The organism is Streptomyces sp. NPDC040589 (assembly GCF_055594445.1).
In genome coordinates this window covers 804,891-821,976 of record NZ_JBVIWP010000002.1, presented here as the reverse complement: position 1 = coordinate 821,976, position 17,086 = coordinate 804,891, and the positions used below count along the sequence as shown (strand labels likewise).

At 71.8% G+C, this 17,086-nt stretch carries 16 protein-coding genes and 1 pseudogene; 12 read left to right on the top strand and 5 right to left on the bottom strand.

Translation table 11 applies throughout. From position 1 onward, the window contains the following. Nucleotides 1–35: 35 nt before the first annotated feature. From ACZ58V_RS10705 to fusA, 4 genes are all read left to right on the top strand, one after another. A complete protein-coding gene (locus ACZ58V_RS10705; RefSeq protein WP_471289524.1) occupies nucleotides 36–1,028 on the top strand; it encodes a hypothetical protein in 993 nt (330 codons plus the stop codon). An 85-nt stretch (nucleotides 1,029–1,113) separates the two neighbouring features. Next, nucleotides 1,114–1,956, top strand: a complete 843-nt coding sequence (locus ACZ58V_RS10700) for an SDR family oxidoreductase (protein WP_468184123.1) — start codon at nucleotides 1,114–1,116, stop codon at nucleotides 1,954–1,956. 140 nt (nucleotides 1,957–2,096) lie between these two features. Then, the gene (locus ACZ58V_RS10695) at nucleotides 2,097–3,011 is read left to right on the top strand and encodes a YceI family protein (protein WP_468184126.1); all 915 of its coding nucleotides are present in this window, start codon (nucleotides 2,097–2,099) and stop codon (nucleotides 3,009–3,011) included. Nucleotides 3,012–3,352: 341 nt separating this feature from the next. Beyond that, nucleotides 3,353–5,392, top strand: a complete 2,040-nt coding sequence (gene fusA / locus ACZ58V_RS10690) for an elongation factor G (protein WP_471289521.1) — start codon at nucleotides 3,353–3,355, stop codon at nucleotides 5,390–5,392. 297 nt (nucleotides 5,393–5,689) lie between these two features. Here fusA and ACZ58V_RS10685 read toward each other — a convergent pair whose 3' ends face one another. Continuing rightward, nucleotides 5,690–6,010 (bottom strand): hypothetical protein, encoded by a 321-nt coding sequence (locus ACZ58V_RS10685; protein WP_468184131.1) that lies wholly within the window; start codon nucleotides 6,008–6,010, stop codon nucleotides 5,690–5,692. A gap of 346 nt (nucleotides 6,011–6,356) precedes the next feature. On the opposite strand from ACZ58V_RS10685, the gene ACZ58V_RS10680 reads away from it, so the two are divergent. Further along, the gene (locus ACZ58V_RS10680) at nucleotides 6,357–6,899 is read left to right on the top strand and encodes a hypothetical protein (protein WP_471289519.1); all 543 of its coding nucleotides are present in this window, start codon (nucleotides 6,357–6,359) and stop codon (nucleotides 6,897–6,899) included. 13 nt (nucleotides 6,900–6,912) lie between these two features. Here the strand turns inward: ACZ58V_RS10680 and ACZ58V_RS10675 are convergent, their stop codons facing one another. Continuing rightward, nucleotides 6,913–7,872: an ATP-binding protein gene (locus ACZ58V_RS10675; protein ID WP_471289515.1), complete on the bottom strand. Its 960-nt coding sequence runs from the start codon at nucleotides 7,870–7,872 to the stop codon at nucleotides 6,913–6,915. A 153-nt stretch (nucleotides 7,873–8,025) separates the two neighbouring features. Here ACZ58V_RS10675 and ACZ58V_RS10670 point away from each other — a divergent pair, with 153 nt between their 5' ends. Further along, complete coding sequence (locus ACZ58V_RS10670) at nucleotides 8,026–9,540, top strand: ABC transporter substrate-binding protein (protein WP_471289512.1); 1,515 nt, start codon at nucleotides 8,026–8,028, stop codon at nucleotides 9,538–9,540. A gap of 7 nt (nucleotides 9,541–9,547) precedes the next feature. On the opposite strand, the gene ACZ58V_RS10665 is transcribed toward ACZ58V_RS10670, so the two are convergent. Continuing rightward, nucleotides 9,548–9,949 carry a Rid family hydrolase gene (locus ACZ58V_RS10665; RefSeq protein WP_471289509.1) on the bottom strand — a complete coding sequence of 134 codons (402 nt, stop codon included), beginning with the start codon at nucleotides 9,947–9,949 and terminating at the stop codon, nucleotides 9,548–9,550. 115 nt (nucleotides 9,950–10,064) lie between these two features. Between ACZ58V_RS10665 and ACZ58V_RS10660 the strand changes: the two genes are divergently transcribed. Next, entirely contained in the window at nucleotides 10,065–10,448 is a 384-nt protein-coding gene (locus tag ACZ58V_RS10660; protein WP_189726133.1) for a winged helix-turn-helix transcriptional regulator, read from the top strand. Between the two features lie 12 nt (nucleotides 10,449–10,460). On the opposite strand, the gene ACZ58V_RS10655 is transcribed toward ACZ58V_RS10660, so the two are convergent. Beyond that, entirely contained in the window at nucleotides 10,461–11,222 is a 762-nt protein-coding gene (locus ACZ58V_RS10655) for a CDP-alcohol phosphatidyltransferase family protein (protein WP_468184141.1), read from the bottom strand. 108 nt (nucleotides 11,223–11,330) lie between these two features. Between ACZ58V_RS10655 and ACZ58V_RS10650 the strand changes: the two genes are divergently transcribed. The 5 genes and pseudogenes from ACZ58V_RS10650 to ACZ58V_RS10630 all read left to right on the top strand — a co-directional run. After that, nucleotides 11,331–12,311: a zinc-dependent alcohol dehydrogenase gene (locus tag ACZ58V_RS10650; protein WP_471289508.1), complete on the top strand. Its 981-nt coding sequence runs from the start codon at nucleotides 11,331–11,333 to the stop codon at nucleotides 12,309–12,311. A gap of 194 nt (nucleotides 12,312–12,505) precedes the next feature. Next, nucleotides 12,506–12,904, top strand: a complete 399-nt coding sequence (locus tag ACZ58V_RS10645; protein ID WP_184588322.1) for a 6-pyruvoyl trahydropterin synthase family protein — start codon at nucleotides 12,506–12,508, stop codon at nucleotides 12,902–12,904. Further along, complete coding sequence (locus tag ACZ58V_RS10640) at nucleotides 12,901–14,100, top strand: glycosyltransferase family 4 protein (RefSeq protein WP_471289506.1); 1,200 nt, start codon at nucleotides 12,901–12,903, stop codon at nucleotides 14,098–14,100. Before ACZ58V_RS10645 ends, ACZ58V_RS10640 begins: the two co-directional genes overlap by 4 nt. Beyond that, nucleotides 14,097–15,188, top strand: coding sequence for a methyltransferase domain-containing protein (locus ACZ58V_RS10635; RefSeq protein ID WP_468184151.1), 1,092 nt, complete (start codon nucleotides 14,097–14,099; stop codon nucleotides 15,186–15,188). The genes ACZ58V_RS10640 and ACZ58V_RS10635 overlap by 4 nt, the downstream gene beginning before the upstream one ends. Continuing rightward, nucleotides 15,185–16,168, top strand: a pseudogene (locus ACZ58V_RS10630) (lysylphosphatidylglycerol synthase transmembrane domain-containing protein); the annotation flags it as partial. The gene ACZ58V_RS10635 and the pseudogene ACZ58V_RS10630, both read left to right, overlap by 4 nt. A gap of 143 nt (nucleotides 16,169–16,311) precedes the next feature. Here the strand turns inward: ACZ58V_RS10630 and ACZ58V_RS10625 are convergent. Next, the gene (locus tag ACZ58V_RS10625; RefSeq protein WP_468184153.1) at nucleotides 16,312–17,055 is read right to left on the bottom strand and encodes a creatininase family protein; all 744 of its coding nucleotides are present in this window, start codon (nucleotides 17,053–17,055) and stop codon (nucleotides 16,312–16,314) included. Nucleotides 17,056–17,086 lie beyond the last annotated feature (31 nt).

Below are 17,086 nucleotides of genomic sequence, written 5' to 3'. Positions count from 1 at the left end.
GTCACCACAGATCCGCACGGAGGCCGGCCCAGCTCATGGCACACGACGGAAACCGCTCGACCGACGGCATAGGCGGTGCACTCGACGTCATCAGGCGCCACCGTCGCCCGCTGTACAGCTTCACCTTGCTCGTGTCCGTCCTGACCGCCACGCTCGGCTGCGCGATCCTGGCCGGCGGATTCGCGGCGGCATGGGACGCCTTCGAGAACGTCCGGGACTACGCGGACCGCAACATCGCCAACGAGGACTCCTACGTGGCCTACGCCGACGGCGGCCTGCCCCCGCTGGTACGGGTCGGCGCCGTGGTGTCGGTGCTGCTGCTCGTGCTGGGACTCCTCGTCGTCTCCGTCCTGCACACCGCGTACGCCGTCGGCGACTCTCATGCCACGCGCGACGGCGGGCCGCTCTCCATCCGCGAGTTGTGGCGGCGCACCCGTCGGCGGTTTCCCGCCGCCCTCGCGGTCAACGCGCTGACCGGACTGGCTGTGGGCGCCGTAGAGCTGGCGGCCCTGGTGCTGTGGGGCCTCGTCGAGAGCGGCGAGGTGCCGGGTGTCGAGCCCACGCCGCTGGGCGAAACCGCGTCCCCGCAGTACACACTGGTCGGGTGGGTGCTGCCGATCGCCGTCGGGTGTCTCGGCCCGCTGCTGTACTCCCGCCTGGCGCCGGCCACCGCCGAGACGGTGCTGGAGCGCCGTTCCCCGTTCGTGGCGCTGTACCGCTCCTGGGTGCTGACCCGCCCCGCACGATGGCGTGTCCTCGGCGTGGGCGCGCTGGTCACCGCGGTCGCCGTGCTCGTCTTCTGGTTGGCCCAATACGCGGCCGCTCCCCTCGCCCACTTCGCCGGACTCGGCATGCTGTGGCTCAGCGACGACAATGTGTGGATCACCGGCGTGCTGGTGCTGATCCTGCCCACAGCCGTGGCCCTTCTCCTGCTGCCCCCGGTGGTGATGCCGCTGGTGTGCGCGGTGTTCGCCCGGCTCCACGGAGAGCTGCGCGCTCGTGAGGACGCGGGGACCGCGTCCGGTTGACCGGCCCCCGCAAGCCAGACCTCTCCATGGAGAGGCCACGCGATCGCGGACGGTAGGTGACCGCAAGGGCTCCTACGGTCGTGGCATGACGCAGACGCAGAAGATTCTTGTCACCGGTGCCACCGGAACCGTCGGCCGCCAGGTGGTCACCGAACTGCTCGCCCGGGGCCACGCGGTCCGCGCCCTCACTCGGGACGCCGCGAAGGCCGTCTTCCCGGACGGTGTCGAGGTCGTCGAGGGCGACCTGACCGACCCGGGCAGCGTGGCCCCCGCCCTGGAGGGGATCACCGGACTTCATCTGATCACCTTCGGCGGGGCGGCCTTCACCCCGCTGGAGACCGGCCCCCGGATCCTGGAACTGGCCCGCTCGGCCGGTGTCCGCCGGATCACCGTGCTGCACGGCGGCGGGCCCACCCCGTTGGAGGACGCGGTGCGCGGCGACGACGGAGTGAGCTGGACCGTGCTCATGCCCGTCGAGTTCATGGCCAACGCCCTGGAGTGGGCGGACGGAATCCAGGCGGCGGGCGAGGTGCGGGAGCCGTTCGTCGCGCGGCTGAGTGCCATGGTCCACGAGGGCGACATCGGAGCCGTCGCAGCGGTCGCGCTCACGGAGGAGGGGCACGCGGGCCAGGAGTACGTCATCACCGGGCCCGAAGTGCTCACCGTCGGCGACAAGGCGGCGGCCCTCGCCGCCGCGGCCGGCCGGGAGATCGCCTTGGTCGAGCTGACCGAGGAGCAGGCCGTCGCCCAGTGGCGGGCGGCGTTCCTCCCCGAGGACGTGATCGGCTTCCTGCTCGAGGCGTACGGGAACACACCGGAGGTGGGCCGTACGGTGTCCGGCACCGTCGAGAAGGTCACCGGCCGCCCGGCCCGGACCTTCGCCCAGTGGGCCGGCGAACACGCCGAGGTTTTCCGGAAACGGGCCTGACTGTCTCGTATTGAGACACCCGTCCCGGAGCCCGCTGCCGCAAGATCGAAAAGGGGGGTGTGACCGCAACAGGGTGCGGCCGTCGGCGTGCGCTGAACCGCCGTGCGTACGGCCGTGCCACCTGATGAAAGGTGAACATCATGGCCCTCGCACTGCTCCGGCGTCGGCGGCTCAAGGGCGCCTCCGCCGCGGCGGCGGGCCTCGCGCTCCCCCTTCCGTCCGGCGCGGGTGCCGTGGCCCGTGAGGTCGTGGACCCGATGGGCTCGCCCCTGGCGGCCGCGGACGTCACCGTCACCGCCCTGGACACCCACCGGGTGGCCGCCCGCGGGACGACCGACCCGTACGGCTACTTCCTCGCCGCGCTGCCGCCCGGCCGGTACAGCCTGATGGTCGCGGCGGAGGGCCTGCGGCCGCACCGCGAGACGATCGAGATCGGCACGGGTACGTCGACGCCCACCGAGCGCGTCTGGCTGCAGCCGGCGGAGGCGCTCCAGCTGCCGGCGCCCGGAACCTGGCTCTTCGACCCGCCGCACACCGCGATCCGGTTCATCGCCAAGCACGTCGGCATGGCCAACGTCCACGGCCGATTCGAACGCTTCGACGGCGGGATCCAGATCTCCCAGGACATGACCGACTCCCGGGTGTCCGTCCGCATCGACGCCTCCAGCATCACCACCGGCAACACCACCCGCGACAACCATCTGCGGTCAGCCGACTTCCTCGACGTCGAACGCTTCCCGTACATCGACTTCAACAGCACCCGCTTCGCCTATCGCGGCGGCAGCAAGTGGTCACTGCTTGGCTCCCTCACGATGCACGGCGTGAGCCGCTCCGTCTCGCTCGACACGACGTATCTCGGCACGGTGAACGGCGGCTACGGGCAGGAGCTGCGCTGCGCGGCCCTGGCGACGGCGGAACTGCACCGCGAGGACTACACCCTCAACTGGCGCACCATGCTGGCCCGGGGCATCGCCGTGGTCGGGCCGACGGTCCAACTGGAGCTGGACGTCCAGGCGATGTACCGCACCCACGACACCCCGACCCCGCCGGAATAATCCCTGGCCCGATTCCACCCGCCCTCCCTACACTCACGGAGTACCCGGCGCCGCCCACGACGTGAGCGGCGCGCGCCGTCGTGACGAATGAAGGGAGACCGCCATGCGTGACCACACCGCTGTCGCCGTCTCCCTGTCGCGCTACGAGGTGATCCTCGTGTCCTCGTCGCTCCGGTGCCCGCTGCGCGGCCGGCGCCGGATGACCGGGACGAACGCCTGAGAAGCGCTTCCTTCGGCCTGCTGACCTAGCGTCACAGGCCGAGGCAAGCGTGTGTCACCACACCTGCCTCGCCCGGAAATCGCGCTGCCCCCTTCCTGATCGCCTCGAAAGGCCATGGGCCGTGCGCACCAACCACAACCCGCTCGCCGTCGTCCGCAACCTCGGCATCCTCGCCCACGTCGACGCCGGCAAGACCACCGTCACCGAACGGATCCTGTTCGCCACCGGAACCACGCACAAGCGCGGCGAGGTCCACGACGGCACGACCGTCACGGACTTCGACCCGCAGGAGCGGGACCGGGGCATCACCATCTTCGCCGCGGCGGTGAGCTGCGCCTGGGACGGTCACCGGATCAACCTGATCGACACGCCGGGGCACGTCGACTTCGCCGACGAGGTGGAGCGTGCGCTGCGGGTACTCGACGGTGCGGTGGCCGTGTTCGACGCGGTGGCCGGGGTGGAGCCGCAGAGCGAGTCGGTGTGGCGGCAGGCCGACCGGCACGGCGTACCGAGGATCGCGTTCGTCAACAAGATGGACCGTGCCGGAGCCGACCTCGACGCGGTCGTGGCATCGATCCGGGAGCGGCTGCACCCGGCACCGCTGGTCGTGCAGTTGCCGGTCGGCGCGGAGGACGCCTTCACCGGCGTCGTCGACCTCGTACGCCTGCGCGCGCTGCTGTGGACCGACGGTGACGCCTGCGAGGAGGTGCCGGTCCCGGACGATCTCCGGGACGAGGCCCTGGCACGTCGCCGGGCGCTGGAGGAAGCCGTGGCGGAACTCCATCCGGGCGCGCTGGAGGAGTTCTGCGACACGGGCACGCTCGGCGAGCGGACCCTCTCCTCGGCGCTGCGGGACCTGACCCGGGACGGCGACGGCGTGGTCGTGCTGTGCGGCTCCGCCTACCGCAACCGCGGTGTCGAGCCGCTGCTCGACGCGGTCGTGGCGTATCTGCCGTCGCCGCTGGACGTGCCGCCCATCCGGGGCACACACGACGACGAACAGCAGGAACGGCCCGCCGACCCGGCGGCACCGCCGGCGGCCCTCGCCTTCAAGGTGCACGCCACCCCGACGGGCCGGCTGACCTACCTGCGGATCTACTCGGGGACGATCGAGAAGGGAGACACCCTGTGGGACGCGAGCGCACGGCGCACCGAGCGGATCGGCCGGATCCTGCGCGTCCAGGCCGACCGGCACGCGCCGCTGGACCGGGCGGTCGCCGGCGACATCGTCGCCGTCGTCGGGCTGAAGTCCGCCCGTGCCGGCTCGACCCTGTGCGCGCCGGATGCCCCGCTCGTCCTGGAGCCTCCGGGCGTGCCCGAGCCGGTGGTCTCGGTCGCGGTCGAGTCCCGCAGGGCCGGTGACACCGACCGGCTGGCGTCGGGGCTCGCACGGCTGACCGAGGAGGATCCCTCGCTGGTCGTGCGGACCGACCCGGAGACCGGGCAGACGGTGCTGTCGGGCATGGGTGAACTGCACCTGGAGGTGGCGGTGGAGAAACTCCGGCGCGAGCTGGGAGTGGACGTCAACATCGGCCGTCCCAGGGTCAGTTACCGCGAGACGGTCGGCCAGGGCGTCTCCGGGCTGGTGTTCCGGCACGTCAAACAGGACGGCGGTGCGGGGCAGTTCGCCCATGTCGTCCTCGACGTGGAGCCGTACGACGGTGGCTTCGCCTTCCGCTCGGCCGTCGTCGGCGGGCGTGTGCCGCAGGAGTACGTCCGGGCGGTCGAGGCCGGCTGCCGGGACGCCCTCACCGAAGGGCCGCTCGGCGGCCACCCGGTGACCGGGCTGCGCGTCACGCTCACCGACGGGGCGACCCATGTGAAGGACTCCTCGGACACGGCGTTCCGCACGGCCGGCCGCCTCGGCCTCCGCGAGGCCTTGCGCGCCTGCGCGATGATCCTGCTGGAGCCGGTCGTCGAGGTCACGGTCACCGTGCCCGAGGACGCGGTGGGCGGTGTGCTCGGCGACCTCGCCGCCCGGCGTGGCCGGGTGACCGGCTCGGCCACCCGGGCGAGCGCGGCGATCGTCACCGCGACCGTGCCGCTGGCCGAACTGTTCGGCTACGCGACCCGGTTGCGCAGCCGCACCCAGGGCCGCGGCACCTTCACGGCGCGGCCGACCGGCTATGCGCCGGCGCCGGTCGCTACGCCCGTGCGGTAGCGCTCGGCCGGGCCTCTCCCGTTCCGGCAAGGAAAGGGGAGAGGCCCGGCCCGCTCATGGCCCGGAGCAGTGCGGCGAGGGTGGTGCCCTGCCCGGGTCGAGGAAGCGCTGAAGGGGGCTTCGGGGCGCAGTCCCTACCGCGGGCGACACGGCGGGCGACGCAGGCGGATATCGCGGGTGCTGTAGACCACTCGCAGCCGCCGTACGTCCGCACCGCCTGCTCAAGGCCGGCGCGCCTGCTCAAGGCCGGCGCGTCGGCTGGTGGCCGGTGTCGCCCCGGTCATCGTTCGCCGATCCTCAGACCTGGTCGGCGATCGGGGTGGAGTGCGCCCGCCTGGTGTGGTTGGCGATGCTCGCCGGGGCGCCGGCGTAGTCGCAGGACGAGCACCTCTGCCACACGCCCTCGGACACGGCCCGGGTGCTCACCGAATGTCCCGGACCGTATCCGTGTCCGTGCAGCAACTGGGCCACGGAGGAGCCGTACTCGACTGCCAGCAGTGCCGCCTCGGCCACCTTGTCGTGACCGGGGGCGAAGAAGGATCCGGCGCCGACCTTCTTGGCGCATCCGCACCAGCAGGTGCCGGTCGGGGTGAGGTGGGGGAGAGGCTTCGTCGTCATGGCGTCACCGTAGGTCAACGACGATGTCCGGACAGGGAGTTTGCCGTGTTCGCGGAGACGGGCTCGACCGGGCGAGAGGCCGTGACGGGTCGGCTGGGGAGTCCTCGGGCAGTCGGCCGCAGCCGGCGCTGTCTCTGGCCAACGATGACGTGCGGCGTGAGGCCCCAGAATGCTCACTGGAGGAGCGCAGCAACCGCCGATCCCGTGAAGCACCGCTTCCCACACCGCCTGTTTCACGCGATCGGGTGATGCTGCGGAGGGGCGGGCACGGGCCGGCTTCGCGGGCCGTTCGAGCTGGTGACGGGGAACTTCTCGTCCATTGTCATCACGGCAGCGGGAGCACACCATGGGCCTGCACTTCCACCGCAACCCCGACGGCACGACGACCGGGCGCAACGAGGCGAACGGCTTCACTGTGACGCATGCCGAAGAGGAAGAGGTGAAGCGGCAGTTGTACGAGGACGCCGGGTGGGAGTACACGCCTCCTCCGCCTCCGGTTCCGCCCGGGTTCCATCGGTTCTCCTTGGTGCACGACGAGTTCCGGACCACCGGGTTCGGGGACGAGCGGTATGCGGGGCTGCGGGCGCGTCCGCCGGACGGGTGCGTGCCGGTCGACTGGGGGTGCTTCGCCCTGGAGTGCGAGCGCCAGGGAAGGACGCTCATGGACGCGGTCGTCGGCACCGTCGCGGAGGTCCGCCGAGAGCACGGGCTGGTGATGAACAGCCTGGGTGTGGAGAAGCCCGAGGAATGGTTCGACGCGGACAACAAGAACGGATACGCGGCGAAGATCGTCGCGCACTTGGTGCTGATGGCCGCCGACCGCGCCAGACTGCTCGGGTACGGGCGAAAGGACGTGGTCCGGTTACTCGATGCCACGGGGATCGAGTAACCGGTGGGATGAGTCAGCGCAGGGCGGCCGGTCCCGGGACGAAGTCTGGATCCACCTGTGCCGCCAGGTCCTCTCCCGTGCGTGCGTCCGCCCAGGCCCGGACGTTGCGCACGTGGAACTCGACGGCGTGCCGGTGGAGTCGGTCCCAGTCGCGGGGGTGGGAGTCGACTGCCTCGCGGAGGACGGTGAGGGCGTGACGGTTGTGGGGCTCCAGGGATGCCAGGGGGTCCGGGCCGCCCTGTACGCGGCCCTGCTCGGCGGAGCGGACCCAGGGGGAGTGGACCAGGTGGGTCAGGAGGTCGTCCCCTACCTCTTCCTTGAGGAAGAGCAGGTCCTCCTCGCACGTCACCTTGTTGCCGACCACGGCGACACGGATGCCGAACTCACGGGCGTGGTCGCGGTACTGGCGGTAGACCGAGACGCCCTTGCGGGTGGGTTCGGCCACCAGGAAGGTGAGGTCGAAGCGGGTGAAGAGGCCGGAGGCGAAGGCGTCCGCGCCCGCTGTCATGTCGACCACGACGTACTCGCCGGGGCCGTCCAGCAGATGGCCGAGGTACAGCTCGATCGCGCCGAGCTTGGAGTGGTAGCAGGCCACGCCGAGGTCGGACTCGTCGAACTCGCCCGTGACCATCAGGGGCACGCCGCCCGCGCGGCCGACGTGCCGGGCGTGGAGTTCGTCGTCGCCGAGCGGGCGCAGAAGGCGGGAGCCGCGTCCTGGGGGAGTGGTCTTGATCATCGCCTCGCGGGAGGTGATGCGGGGGTTCGTGCCGCGCAGGCAGTCCTTGATCGAGGACAGGTGGGCGCCCAGGGGAAGGGCGGACTTCTCCTGCCCGCCGAGCGCCTCGGCCAGGTGCTGGTTGATGTCGCCGTCGATGGCGAGGACCGGGGCGCCGGAGCGTGCCAGGTGGCGGGAGAAGAGTGCCGACAGCGTGGTCTTGCCGCTGCCGCCCTTGCCGACGAACGCGATCCTCACGGCCGCTCCACCTTGTTGAAAATGGATGTCATGTGGCTAGGTTTAGGGAGTGGTCACCGTCACTGTCAAATCGGTTGGGCCGTATGGGACTTGTCCTTTACCCAGGGCCCGGTTCACCCGGCCGATCGCTCGCGTCCGCCTGATGCATATGCTGTGCAAGTGCGTCCCCACAGCATCAAGAGCCGCCCCCGGTTCCTCGCCGCCCTTGTCCTCGTTCCGTGCCTGGCCGGCTGCTTCGCCTCCCCGGGAGGGGAGTCGTCGTCGAACGGCGGGCAGTCGGGCTCCCGGCTGCGCGTGGCCCTCGCCTTCCCGCCCGCCGAGAACTTCTCGCCGTACGGAGCCGACGCCACGCTCCTCAGCCGTCTCGGCGTCACCGAGGGCCTGACCGCCCTGGACGCCAACGGCGCCGCGGCCCCCGCGCTCGCCGAGTCCTGGCGCCGCGAGGACGACCGCACCTGGAGGTTCACCCTGCGTGAGGCCACCTTCCAGGACGGCGCGGACGTCACCCCGTCCGCCGTGGCCGCGGCTCTCACCCGCGCCACGAAGGCGAAGCCCGCGCCCGCCGCCCTCGCCGGTGTCTCGCTCGACGCGAAGGCCGACGGCGACCGCGGCCTACGCGTCACCACGGCCGCCGCCGACCCCGTCCTGCCCATGCGGCTGTCCAGCCCGAGCCTCGCGATCCTCTCCCCGAAGGCATACGGCGAGAAGGGCAACCCCGACCCGGTCGGAACCGCCACCGGGCCCTTCGAGATCACGAAGGTCAACGGCGGCGGCTCCGCCACCCTCGACCGCTTCGACGACTACTGGGGCGGCCGCGCCCAGGCCTCCGGCATCGACGCCCGCTTCGTCAAGGACGGCACCGCACGCTCCAACGCGGTCCGCACCGGCGACATCGACATCGCCGAGGCGATCCCCGTCGCCCAGGCCGCCACCCTCGACAAGGCGACCCTGAAGGAAGCCGGCACCACCCGCACCACCAGCCTGCAGCTCAACACCAGGACCGGTCCCTTCAAGGACCCGAAGCTGCGCGCCGCCGCCCGCACGGCGATCGACTCCTCCACCATCGTCAAGGGCGTCTTCGAGGGGTACGCCGACCCGGGCGCGGGCATCTACGGCCCCGCCGTCACCTGGGCCGAGAGCAAGCGGGTGAAGCCGGCCGGACGTGCGGACGCCGCCGAGCCCGACGGTGAGCGGATCACCCTCGCCACCTACGACAACCGGCCCGAGCTGCCCGAGACCGCCCAGGTGGTGCAACAGCAGCTGGAGAAGGCCGGCTTCAAGGTGAAGCTGGAGGTGCGCGAGTACTCACGGCTGGAGAGCGACGCGCTCGCCGGGAAGTTCGACGCGTTCATCGGCGCTCGCAACAGCCTCCTCGACACCGGCGACCCCGTCGGCGTCCTCGGCAGCGACTACACCTGCGACGGCAGCTACAACCTGGCCCTGCTGTGCGACAAGAACGTCGACCGGGCCGTCACCAAGGTCGACGGCACCGACGGCACCGGTGAGCGGCAGGACGCCGCCATGGCCGCCGAGGCCGCGATCCTCGGCACGGACGCCGTCGTGCCGCTGGCCCACCAGCAGATCATCGCCGGCGTCTCCACCGAGGTCCGGGGCGTCGTCCTCGACCCCTACGAGCGGACCCTGGTGGGTACCGGGACGCGCCGTTGAGGCTCCTTCACGCGGGCAGCTTGGTGTCGACCACGCAGCTGATCTCGACCAACTGCCCGGGGAAGGTCAGCTCGGTGACGCCGAGGGCCGTGCTGACCGGGCGGTGGGCGCCGAAGTACGCCCGGTTGGCCTTGGCCAGCACATCGGTGTGGCGCACCAGGTCCACCGCGTACAGCGTCTGGGAGACGATCTGGTTGCGCGTGACGCCGTAGTGGGCCAGGACCTTGTCGATGTTGACATGGGTCCGCTCGAGCTGCGTGGCCCAGTCGTCCTCGGGGCGGAAGCCGCCCGCCTCGTCGAACGCGAGCTGCCCGGAGACATGGATCAGGTCGCCGGACCTGATCGCCTGGGCGTAGCCGAAGTGGGTCTCGGCGGGAATGGCGTGGTCGTAGACATCGGGAGTCGTCACAGTTCCAGTCCTTCCGTCGAGCACGCGCCTGCGTGCTCTCTTGCGGTTACTCGGGAACTGTAGGAGAGTGACCGCCGACCTGGAAGAACGCACTTTTCGGTGACTGGGGAACCAGATGGTGACCAAGCAGGAGTTGAGCGGTCTGCCCGCGGACGCGGATCTGCGGCGGGCGGACTCGCTGGCGCGTGAGATCTTCTCGGACGTGGCCAACAAGTGGGCGCTGCTGATCATCGAAGCCCTCGGTGAACGCACCCTGCGCTTCAGCGAGTTGCGTGACGAGGTCGAGGGCGTCAGCCACAAGATGCTCACCCAGAACCTGCGGATGCTGGAGCGCAACGGCCTGGTCGACCGGAAGGTGCACCCCACCGTGCCGCCGAAGGTCGAGTACACGCTCACCGAGCCGGGCCGGGCCCTGCGGGCCACGGTCGACCTGCTCTGCGGCTGGACCCACCAGTACCTCGGTCATATCGAGACGGCGCGAGGGCGCTTCGGGGCCTGACCGGCCGGGGCGTCAGCTCGCGACCAGTTCCCGTACCTGCCGCCGGGCCGCGCTCTCCTCGACCCGCGAGGTCCGGTACAGCCACAGCACGTCACGCCCGAACGACCACACCAGCAGGCCCAGGGCCAGGGCGGCGACCCCGAAGTTGCCCGCGTACGGCAGCAGACCGGCGCCCGCCACCAGCAGGAGCACGCCCTGGAGTGCCGCGACCGTCTTGCGGCCGGTGCTCGGCGGGAGGGCGGCGGTCAGCCAGGGCCAGACCCGCGCGGCGGCGACGAAGACGTACCGCATACCGCCGATGAGCAGCACCCACGGGCCCAGCTCCATCGACACGTACACGCTCAGCACCAGGATCAGGAACGCGTCCACCTCCATGTCGAAGCGCGCGCCCAGCGCCGTCGAGGTGCCCGTGCGGCGGGCCACCTTGCCGTCGACGCCGTCGAGGATCAGGGCGACCGCCGTCAGGCCGACGAACAGCGACACGGGCGGCGAACTCTGGAAGGAGTCCGCGACGAGCGCGGTGACCCCGCCGACGAGGGTGGCGCGGCCGAGGGTGACCCGGTTGGCCGCGCCGAAGGAGCGCAGCCGGGAGCGGTGCAGGGCCCGGGAGAGCACCGCCCAGGTGGCGAGGGCGAACGCGAGGCCGGTCAGCCAGCCCGCAGGGCCCATCCCGATCGCAGTGCCGATCAGGGCGAGCAGCAGGATCTGCACTCCCGCCCCCAGGGCGGTCTCCTGCTGTACGAGCCTCGCGTCGTAAGTGTTGTTCAGGGCCACCGAACACCCTCCGGCCGTGTGACAGAGTCGATCAACGCCGCTACCTTGTGCGCGGCCTGTGCACCCCTCGGTACGCAAGCAGCTTCCCGATCGTTCAGGAGGACTTCGATGAAGCACACCGCACGGGCGTTCTGGATCGACTCGCCTGGGCGAGGCGGCATCCGGGACGTCACCCTGCCGGACCCCGGCGAGGACGAGGTCCTGGTCCGCACGCTGTATTCCGGCGTGAGCCGCGGCACGGAGACGCTCGTCTTCCGCGGCGGCGTGCCGGCCAGCCAGCACACGGCCATGCGGGCACCGTTCCAGGAGGGTGACTTCCCGGGCCCGGTGAAGTACGGCTACCTCAACGTCGGCCTGGTGGAGAAAGGGCCCGAGGAACTGGTCGGCCGTACGGTGTTCTGCCTCTATCCGCACCAGAGCCGGTACGTCGTCCCTGCCCATGCCGTCACACCCGTACCGGACACCGTGCCGGCCGAACGGGCCGTGCTCGCCGGGACCGTGGAGACCGCCGTCAACGCCCTGTGGGACGCCGCGCCCCTGGTCGGCGACCGGATCGCCGTGGTCGGCGGCGGCATGGTCGGCTGCTCGGTGGCCGCCCTGCTCGCCCGGTTCCCCGGCGCTCGCGTCCAGCTGGTCGACGCCGACCCGTCCCGCGCCGCCATCGCCAAGGCCCTGGGCGTCGGCTTCGCCACCCCCGCGGAAGCCCAGGTCGAGTGCGACCTGGTCGTCCACGCCAGCGCCACCGAGCAGGGACTCGCCAGGTCCCTGGAACTCCTCACCGCGGAAGGGACCGTGCTCGAACTGAGCTGGTACGGCGACCGGCAGATCAGCCTGCCGCTCGGCGAGGCCTTCCACTCCCGGCGGCTCGTCATCCGCTCCAGCCAGGTCGGCACCGTCTCCCCGGCCCGCCCGAACCGCACCTACGCCGACCGGCTCGCCGTCGCCCTCGACCTGCTCGCCGACCCGGCGCTCGACGCCCTCGTCACCGGCGAATCCGCCTTCGAGGAGCTGCCGGACCTGCTGCCGAGGCTCGCCTCCGGCGAGATCCCCGCGCTGTGCCACCGCGTTCGCTACGACGAAAGCGAGTGACCCGTACGACGAGAGCGATTGGCGCATCGGATGACGATTCGTTCCATCCGGTACGACATCGGTACGACAAGAGCGCCTGACCTGAGAAAAGACGTAGCGGAGGCTGAACAGGGGAAGGCAAGCAGCCGTATTACCCGGCATCCCCGGCAGCCAACAGCGGGGGAGCAGACGCGCCGCACCTGGAGGGTCGTCCGTTGTTCAGCATCACCGTCCGCGATCACATCATGATCGCCCACAGCTTCCGTGGCGACGTCTTCGGACCGGCGCAGCGCCTGCACGGGGCCACGTTCCTCGTGGACGCCACCTTCCGGCGCGAGCAGCTGGACGAGGACAACATCGTCGTCGACATCGGGCTGGCCACCCAGGAACTCGGAGCCGTTGTCAGCGAGCTGAACTACCGCAACCTCGACAACGAACCCGACTTCGCCGGTGTCAACACCTCCACGGAGTTTCTCGCCAAGGTCATCGCCGACCGGCTCGCCGAGCGCATCCACAAGGGGGCGCTGGGCGAGGGCGCCAAGGGCATCGCGGGCCTGTCCGTCACCCTGCACGAGTCGCACATCGCCTGGGCGAGTTACGAGCGTGCGCTGTGACCGACACGACCATCGAGCGGCCCGGGCAGACCGGCCCGGCACGCCTGAACTACGTTCCGGTGCAGCACGCCGCCCTGAAGAACGCCGAGATCATCCCCATGTCCCTGCGCACCGTGCACTTCGTGCTCCCGGGCGGCATCGACGACCCGGCGGCACCCAGCGGCGGCAACGCCTACGACCGGCGCGTCTGCCTGGACCTGCCCGGCTTCGGCTGGCAGGTCACCAAGCACGCCGTCGCCGGTGACTGGCCCCGGCCGGGAGCTGCGGCCCGTACGGAACTGGCCCGCGCCCTGAGCGAACTGCCGGACGGTGCCGCCGTCCTGCTCGACGGCCTGGTGGCCTGCGGGGTCCCGGAGATCGTCGTGCCGGAGGCGGAACGGCTGCGCATGGCCGTCCTCGTCCATCTCCCGCTCGGCGACGAGACGGGGCTCGACCCGGCCGTGGCCGCCGAACTGGACGCCAAGGAGCGGGCGGTGCTGCGGGCGGTGCCGGCGGTCATCGCCACCAGCGACTGGGCGGTCCGCCGCCTGGTCTCCCACCACGGCCTTCCCCCGGAGCGGGTCCACGTCGCGGCCCCGGGTTCCGACATCGCACCCCTCGCGCCCGGCACCGACGGTGTCTCGCGTCTGCTGTGCGTGGCCGCCGTGACCCCGCGCAAGGGGCAGCACCGGCTGGTGGAGGCGCTGGCCACGGTGACCGACCTGCGGTGGAGCTGCGTCTTCGTCGGCAGCCTCACCCAGGAGCCCGAGTACGTCGCCCATCTGCGGTCCCTCATCGCCGAGCACGGCCTCGAGGACCGGCTGGAGCTGGCGGGCCCGAAGTCCGGCGCCGCACTCGACGCCAGTTACTCCACCGCCGACCTGATGGTCCTCACCTCCTACGCCGAGACCTACGGCATGGCCGTCACCGAGGCACTGGCCCGGGGCATCCCGGTCATGGCCACGGACGTCGGCGGGCTCCCCGAGGCGGTCGGCCGCGCCCCCGACGGCGGCGTGCCGGGCATTCTCGTCCCGCCGGAGAACCCCGCCGCCATCGCCGCCGAACTGCGCGGCTGGTTCGGCGAGGCGGATGTACGGCGTCGCCTCAAGGCCGCCGCCCGCAGTCGCCGCGCCTCCCTCGGCGGCTGGGCGACGACCGCACAGAGCCTGGCGGCGGTACTGCGCCGGCTTCCGACCGAACCCCGGAGGGCCGCATGACGAACCCGGCGACGACCCAGCAGAGCGGGGCGATTCCGACGCAGCCCGGACCCAGAGAGGTCGCCGAGCCGAAGGAGGCCCTCATGCCGGTGGACGCCACGGCTCCGAAGCCGGGTGGCACCGCGACGGCACCGGGGGACGCGGTGATCGCGTGGGCGGGTGACGCCGTTCCCGACGGCGCCGTCATCCCGGGCGCCGGCCCCAGTGGCACACCCGGCTCGCGGCCCACCGTGAAGCTGCGCGAGGCCGACCCCGACGATCCGCCCCGCTACGCGCCCGAGTGGCTGGAGCTGCGCGAGCCGGCCGACGCCGCCGCGCGGGCGCACGACCTGCTCGACCCGCTGCGCATCCGGCTCGCCAACCTGCCGGGGAAGTCGGGCGTCGCCATCCACGACCTGGGCTGCGGCACCGGGTCGATGGGCCGCTGGCTCGCCCCCCGTCTGGACGGTGCCCAGCACTGGGTGCTGCACGACCGCGACCCCTACCTGCTGCACTTCGCCGCCGTCGCCAGCCCGCGCTCCGCCGCCGACGGCAGCCGGGTCTCGGTGGAGACGCGGCGCGGTGACGTCGCCCGCCTCACGCCGGACGCCCTGAAGGGCGCGTCCCTGGTGACGGCCTCCGCGCTGCTGGACGTCCTCACCCGCGAGGAGATCGACAACCTCGCCGCCGCCTGCGCCGGTGCCGGCTGCCCCGCCCTGCTGACGCTGTCCGTCGCCGGGCGTGTCGAACTGACCCCGTCCCACCCGCTGGACACGGAGATCGCCCAGGCGTTCAACGAGCACCAGCGCCGCGACGGCCTGCTCGGCCCGGACGCGGTCACGGCGGCGGCCGAGGCGTTCTCCGAACAGGGCGCGACCGTACGGCTGCACCCGAGCCCCTGGCGGCTCGGCCCCGAGCAGGCCGCGCTCACCGAACAGTGGCTGCGCGGCTGGGTCGGCGCCGCCGTCGAGCAGCGCCCCGACCTGCGCGATCGCGCGGATGCCTATCTGACCGAACGCCTGGCCGCCTGCGCCGCCGGCGAGTTGCGCGTCCTCGTCCACCACACCGATCTCCTGGCCCTGAGCCGTCCGGCGGGCGGAGCGTCATGAGCCCCCAGGCGACGGGGACACGTCCGCGACCGACGTCCATCGAGAGCGACCGGCTGCCCCGGAGCGGCGACAGCGGCAGTCCGCTCGGGGCACCCGATGCCCCGGCACCGGAGGCCTCTTGCCCTGCCGGTTCCCCGTCGCCCGGCCCGGTCCGGGCCGCCCTGGCCCGTATCGGCTCCCGCAAGGTCCGTACCCATCTCGGCACCCTCGCCGGGATCGCCATCCTCGGTGTGCTGTTGTGGCGGCTCGGTACCGGTGTCTTCCTGGACGGGCTGAGCCGGATCGACGGGACGTCGTTGCTGCTGGCGCTCGGGATCGGGCTCGTCACCACGGTGTTCAGCGCGTGGCGGTGGGCGCTGGTGGCCCGGGGGCTCCGGATCCGGCTGCCGTTCGGACCGGCCGTCGCCGACTACTACCGCGCGCTGTTCCTCAACGCGGCGCTGCCCGGCGGCGTCCTCGGCGACGTGCACCGGGCGGTCCGGCACGGGCAGAGCGAGGGTGACCTGGGCCGGGGCGTGAAGGCGGTCGTTCTCGAACGGGCCGCCGGGCAGATCGCCCTGTTCGCCGTCGGAGCCGTGGTGCTGCTGACCATGCCGTCCCCGGTGCTGGCCGAGGCCCGGCACATCGCCCCGCTCGCGGCCCTGGCCGCGGTGGGCGCCCTCGCCGTCGTCCTCGCCCTGCGCATGAACCGGGCGACGCCCTCACGCCGGGGCCGGAAGCTGCGCGGGGTCCTCGCGGAGGCACGTGAAGGGCTGCTGTCCCGCCGCAACGCGCCCGGAGTCATTGTCTCCTCCGTGGTCGTTCTGGCAGGTTACGTGGCCATGTTCGTACTCGCCGCCCGTGTCGCCGGGACCACCGCCTCGGTGGCCGTCCTGCTGCCGCTCGCGGTCCTCGCGCTGCTGGCGATGGGGCTGCCGCTGAACGTCGGCGGCTGGGGGCCGAGGGAGGGCGTCACCGCCTGGGCGTTCGGCGCCGCGGGTCTGGGCGCCGGCCGGGGACTCGCCGTCGCGGTCGTCTACGGGGTGCTCAGCCTCGCGGCGAGCCTGCCCGGCCTGATCGTCCTCGTCGTCCGCTGGCACACGGGCCTGCGCGGCCGGTCCCGAGCCGCCGCGGCCGCAAGCGACTACCCGTCAGCCCCGCCGTCCGCGGAGGTCAGCATCGAGAAATACGCTCCGAAGGAATCGGCGAGGCTCGCCAGGAGTTCCTTCCCCTTTTCCGCCGAGCCCAGCGAAGGACGGCCGATGACACCGGAATCGGTATAGCCGGACATGCCGAGGGTGAGCAGATGACGCCGGTCGTCAGCGACGAAATCGGAGGTCTCATATCCGGGTCGGAGCATTTCGGGATGAGCGTGCAGAAGGATGGAGGTTTCTATTTCCCCCGCGTGCATGTCGGTGAGCAGCGAGGTGACCACACCCGCCCGCTCCCGCGCCTCCTCCCAGTCCTCCGCGGCCGGGAAGAGAGCCATCCGCTCACCGCGGGCGGAGGACTCCTGAACCACGTTGCCCAGTACGTAGTTTCCGCCGTGCCCGTTGACCACCACCAGGGCCTCGACGCCGGACCGGCGGAGCGAAGCCGCAATGTCCCGTACCACCGCATGAAGGGTCACCGAGGAGATGCTGACGGTCCCCGGCCAGGCCGCGTGCTCGTGCGAGCACGAGATCGTCACCGGAGGAAGGAGGTGCACCGGGTACGCGCCGGCTATCTCCCGCGCGACGGCACAGGCGACGAGCGTGTCGGTAGCCAGGGGAAGAAACGCACCGTGCTGCTCGAAGCTCCCCACGGGAAGCACCGCGACCTGCCGTGAGACACCGGCGCCCCGCGTCCGTACGTCTTCCGTGGTGTCCGCCGGCACCAGATCACTCATAACGTCACGGCCTTTCGTCTCTGCTTAGGAA

Excerpts from the sequence above, each read along its gene's own strand:
- ACZ58V_RS10685 (WP_468184131.1), bottom strand. The coding sequence starts at position 6,010 with ATGACGACGAAGCCTCTCCCCCACCTCACCCCGACCGGCACCTGCTGG.
- ACZ58V_RS10660 (WP_189726133.1), top strand. The coding sequence starts at position 10,065 with ATGGTGACCAAGCAGGAGTTGAGCGGTCTGCCCGCGGACGCGGATCTG.
- ACZ58V_RS10625 (WP_468184153.1), bottom strand. The coding sequence starts at position 17,055 with ATGAGTGATCTGGTGCCGGCGGACACCACGGAAGACGTACGGACGCGG.
- ACZ58V_RS10680 (WP_471289519.1), top strand. The coding sequence starts at position 6,357 with ATGGGCCTGCACTTCCACCGCAACCCCGACGGCACGACGACCGGGCGC.
- ACZ58V_RS10700 (WP_468184123.1), top strand. The coding sequence starts at position 1,114 with ATGACGCAGACGCAGAAGATTCTTGTCACCGGTGCCACCGGAACCGTC.
- ACZ58V_RS10695 (WP_468184126.1), top strand. The coding sequence starts at position 2,097 with ATGGCCCTCGCACTGCTCCGGCGTCGGCGGCTCAAGGGCGCCTCCGCC.
- ACZ58V_RS10635 (WP_468184151.1), top strand. The coding sequence starts at position 14,097 with ATGACGAACCCGGCGACGACCCAGCAGAGCGGGGCGATTCCGACGCAG.
- ACZ58V_RS10705 (WP_471289524.1), top strand. The coding sequence starts at position 36 with ATGGCACACGACGGAAACCGCTCGACCGACGGCATAGGCGGTGCACTC.
- ACZ58V_RS10650 (WP_471289508.1), top strand. The coding sequence starts at position 11,331 with ATGAAGCACACCGCACGGGCGTTCTGGATCGACTCGCCTGGGCGAGGC.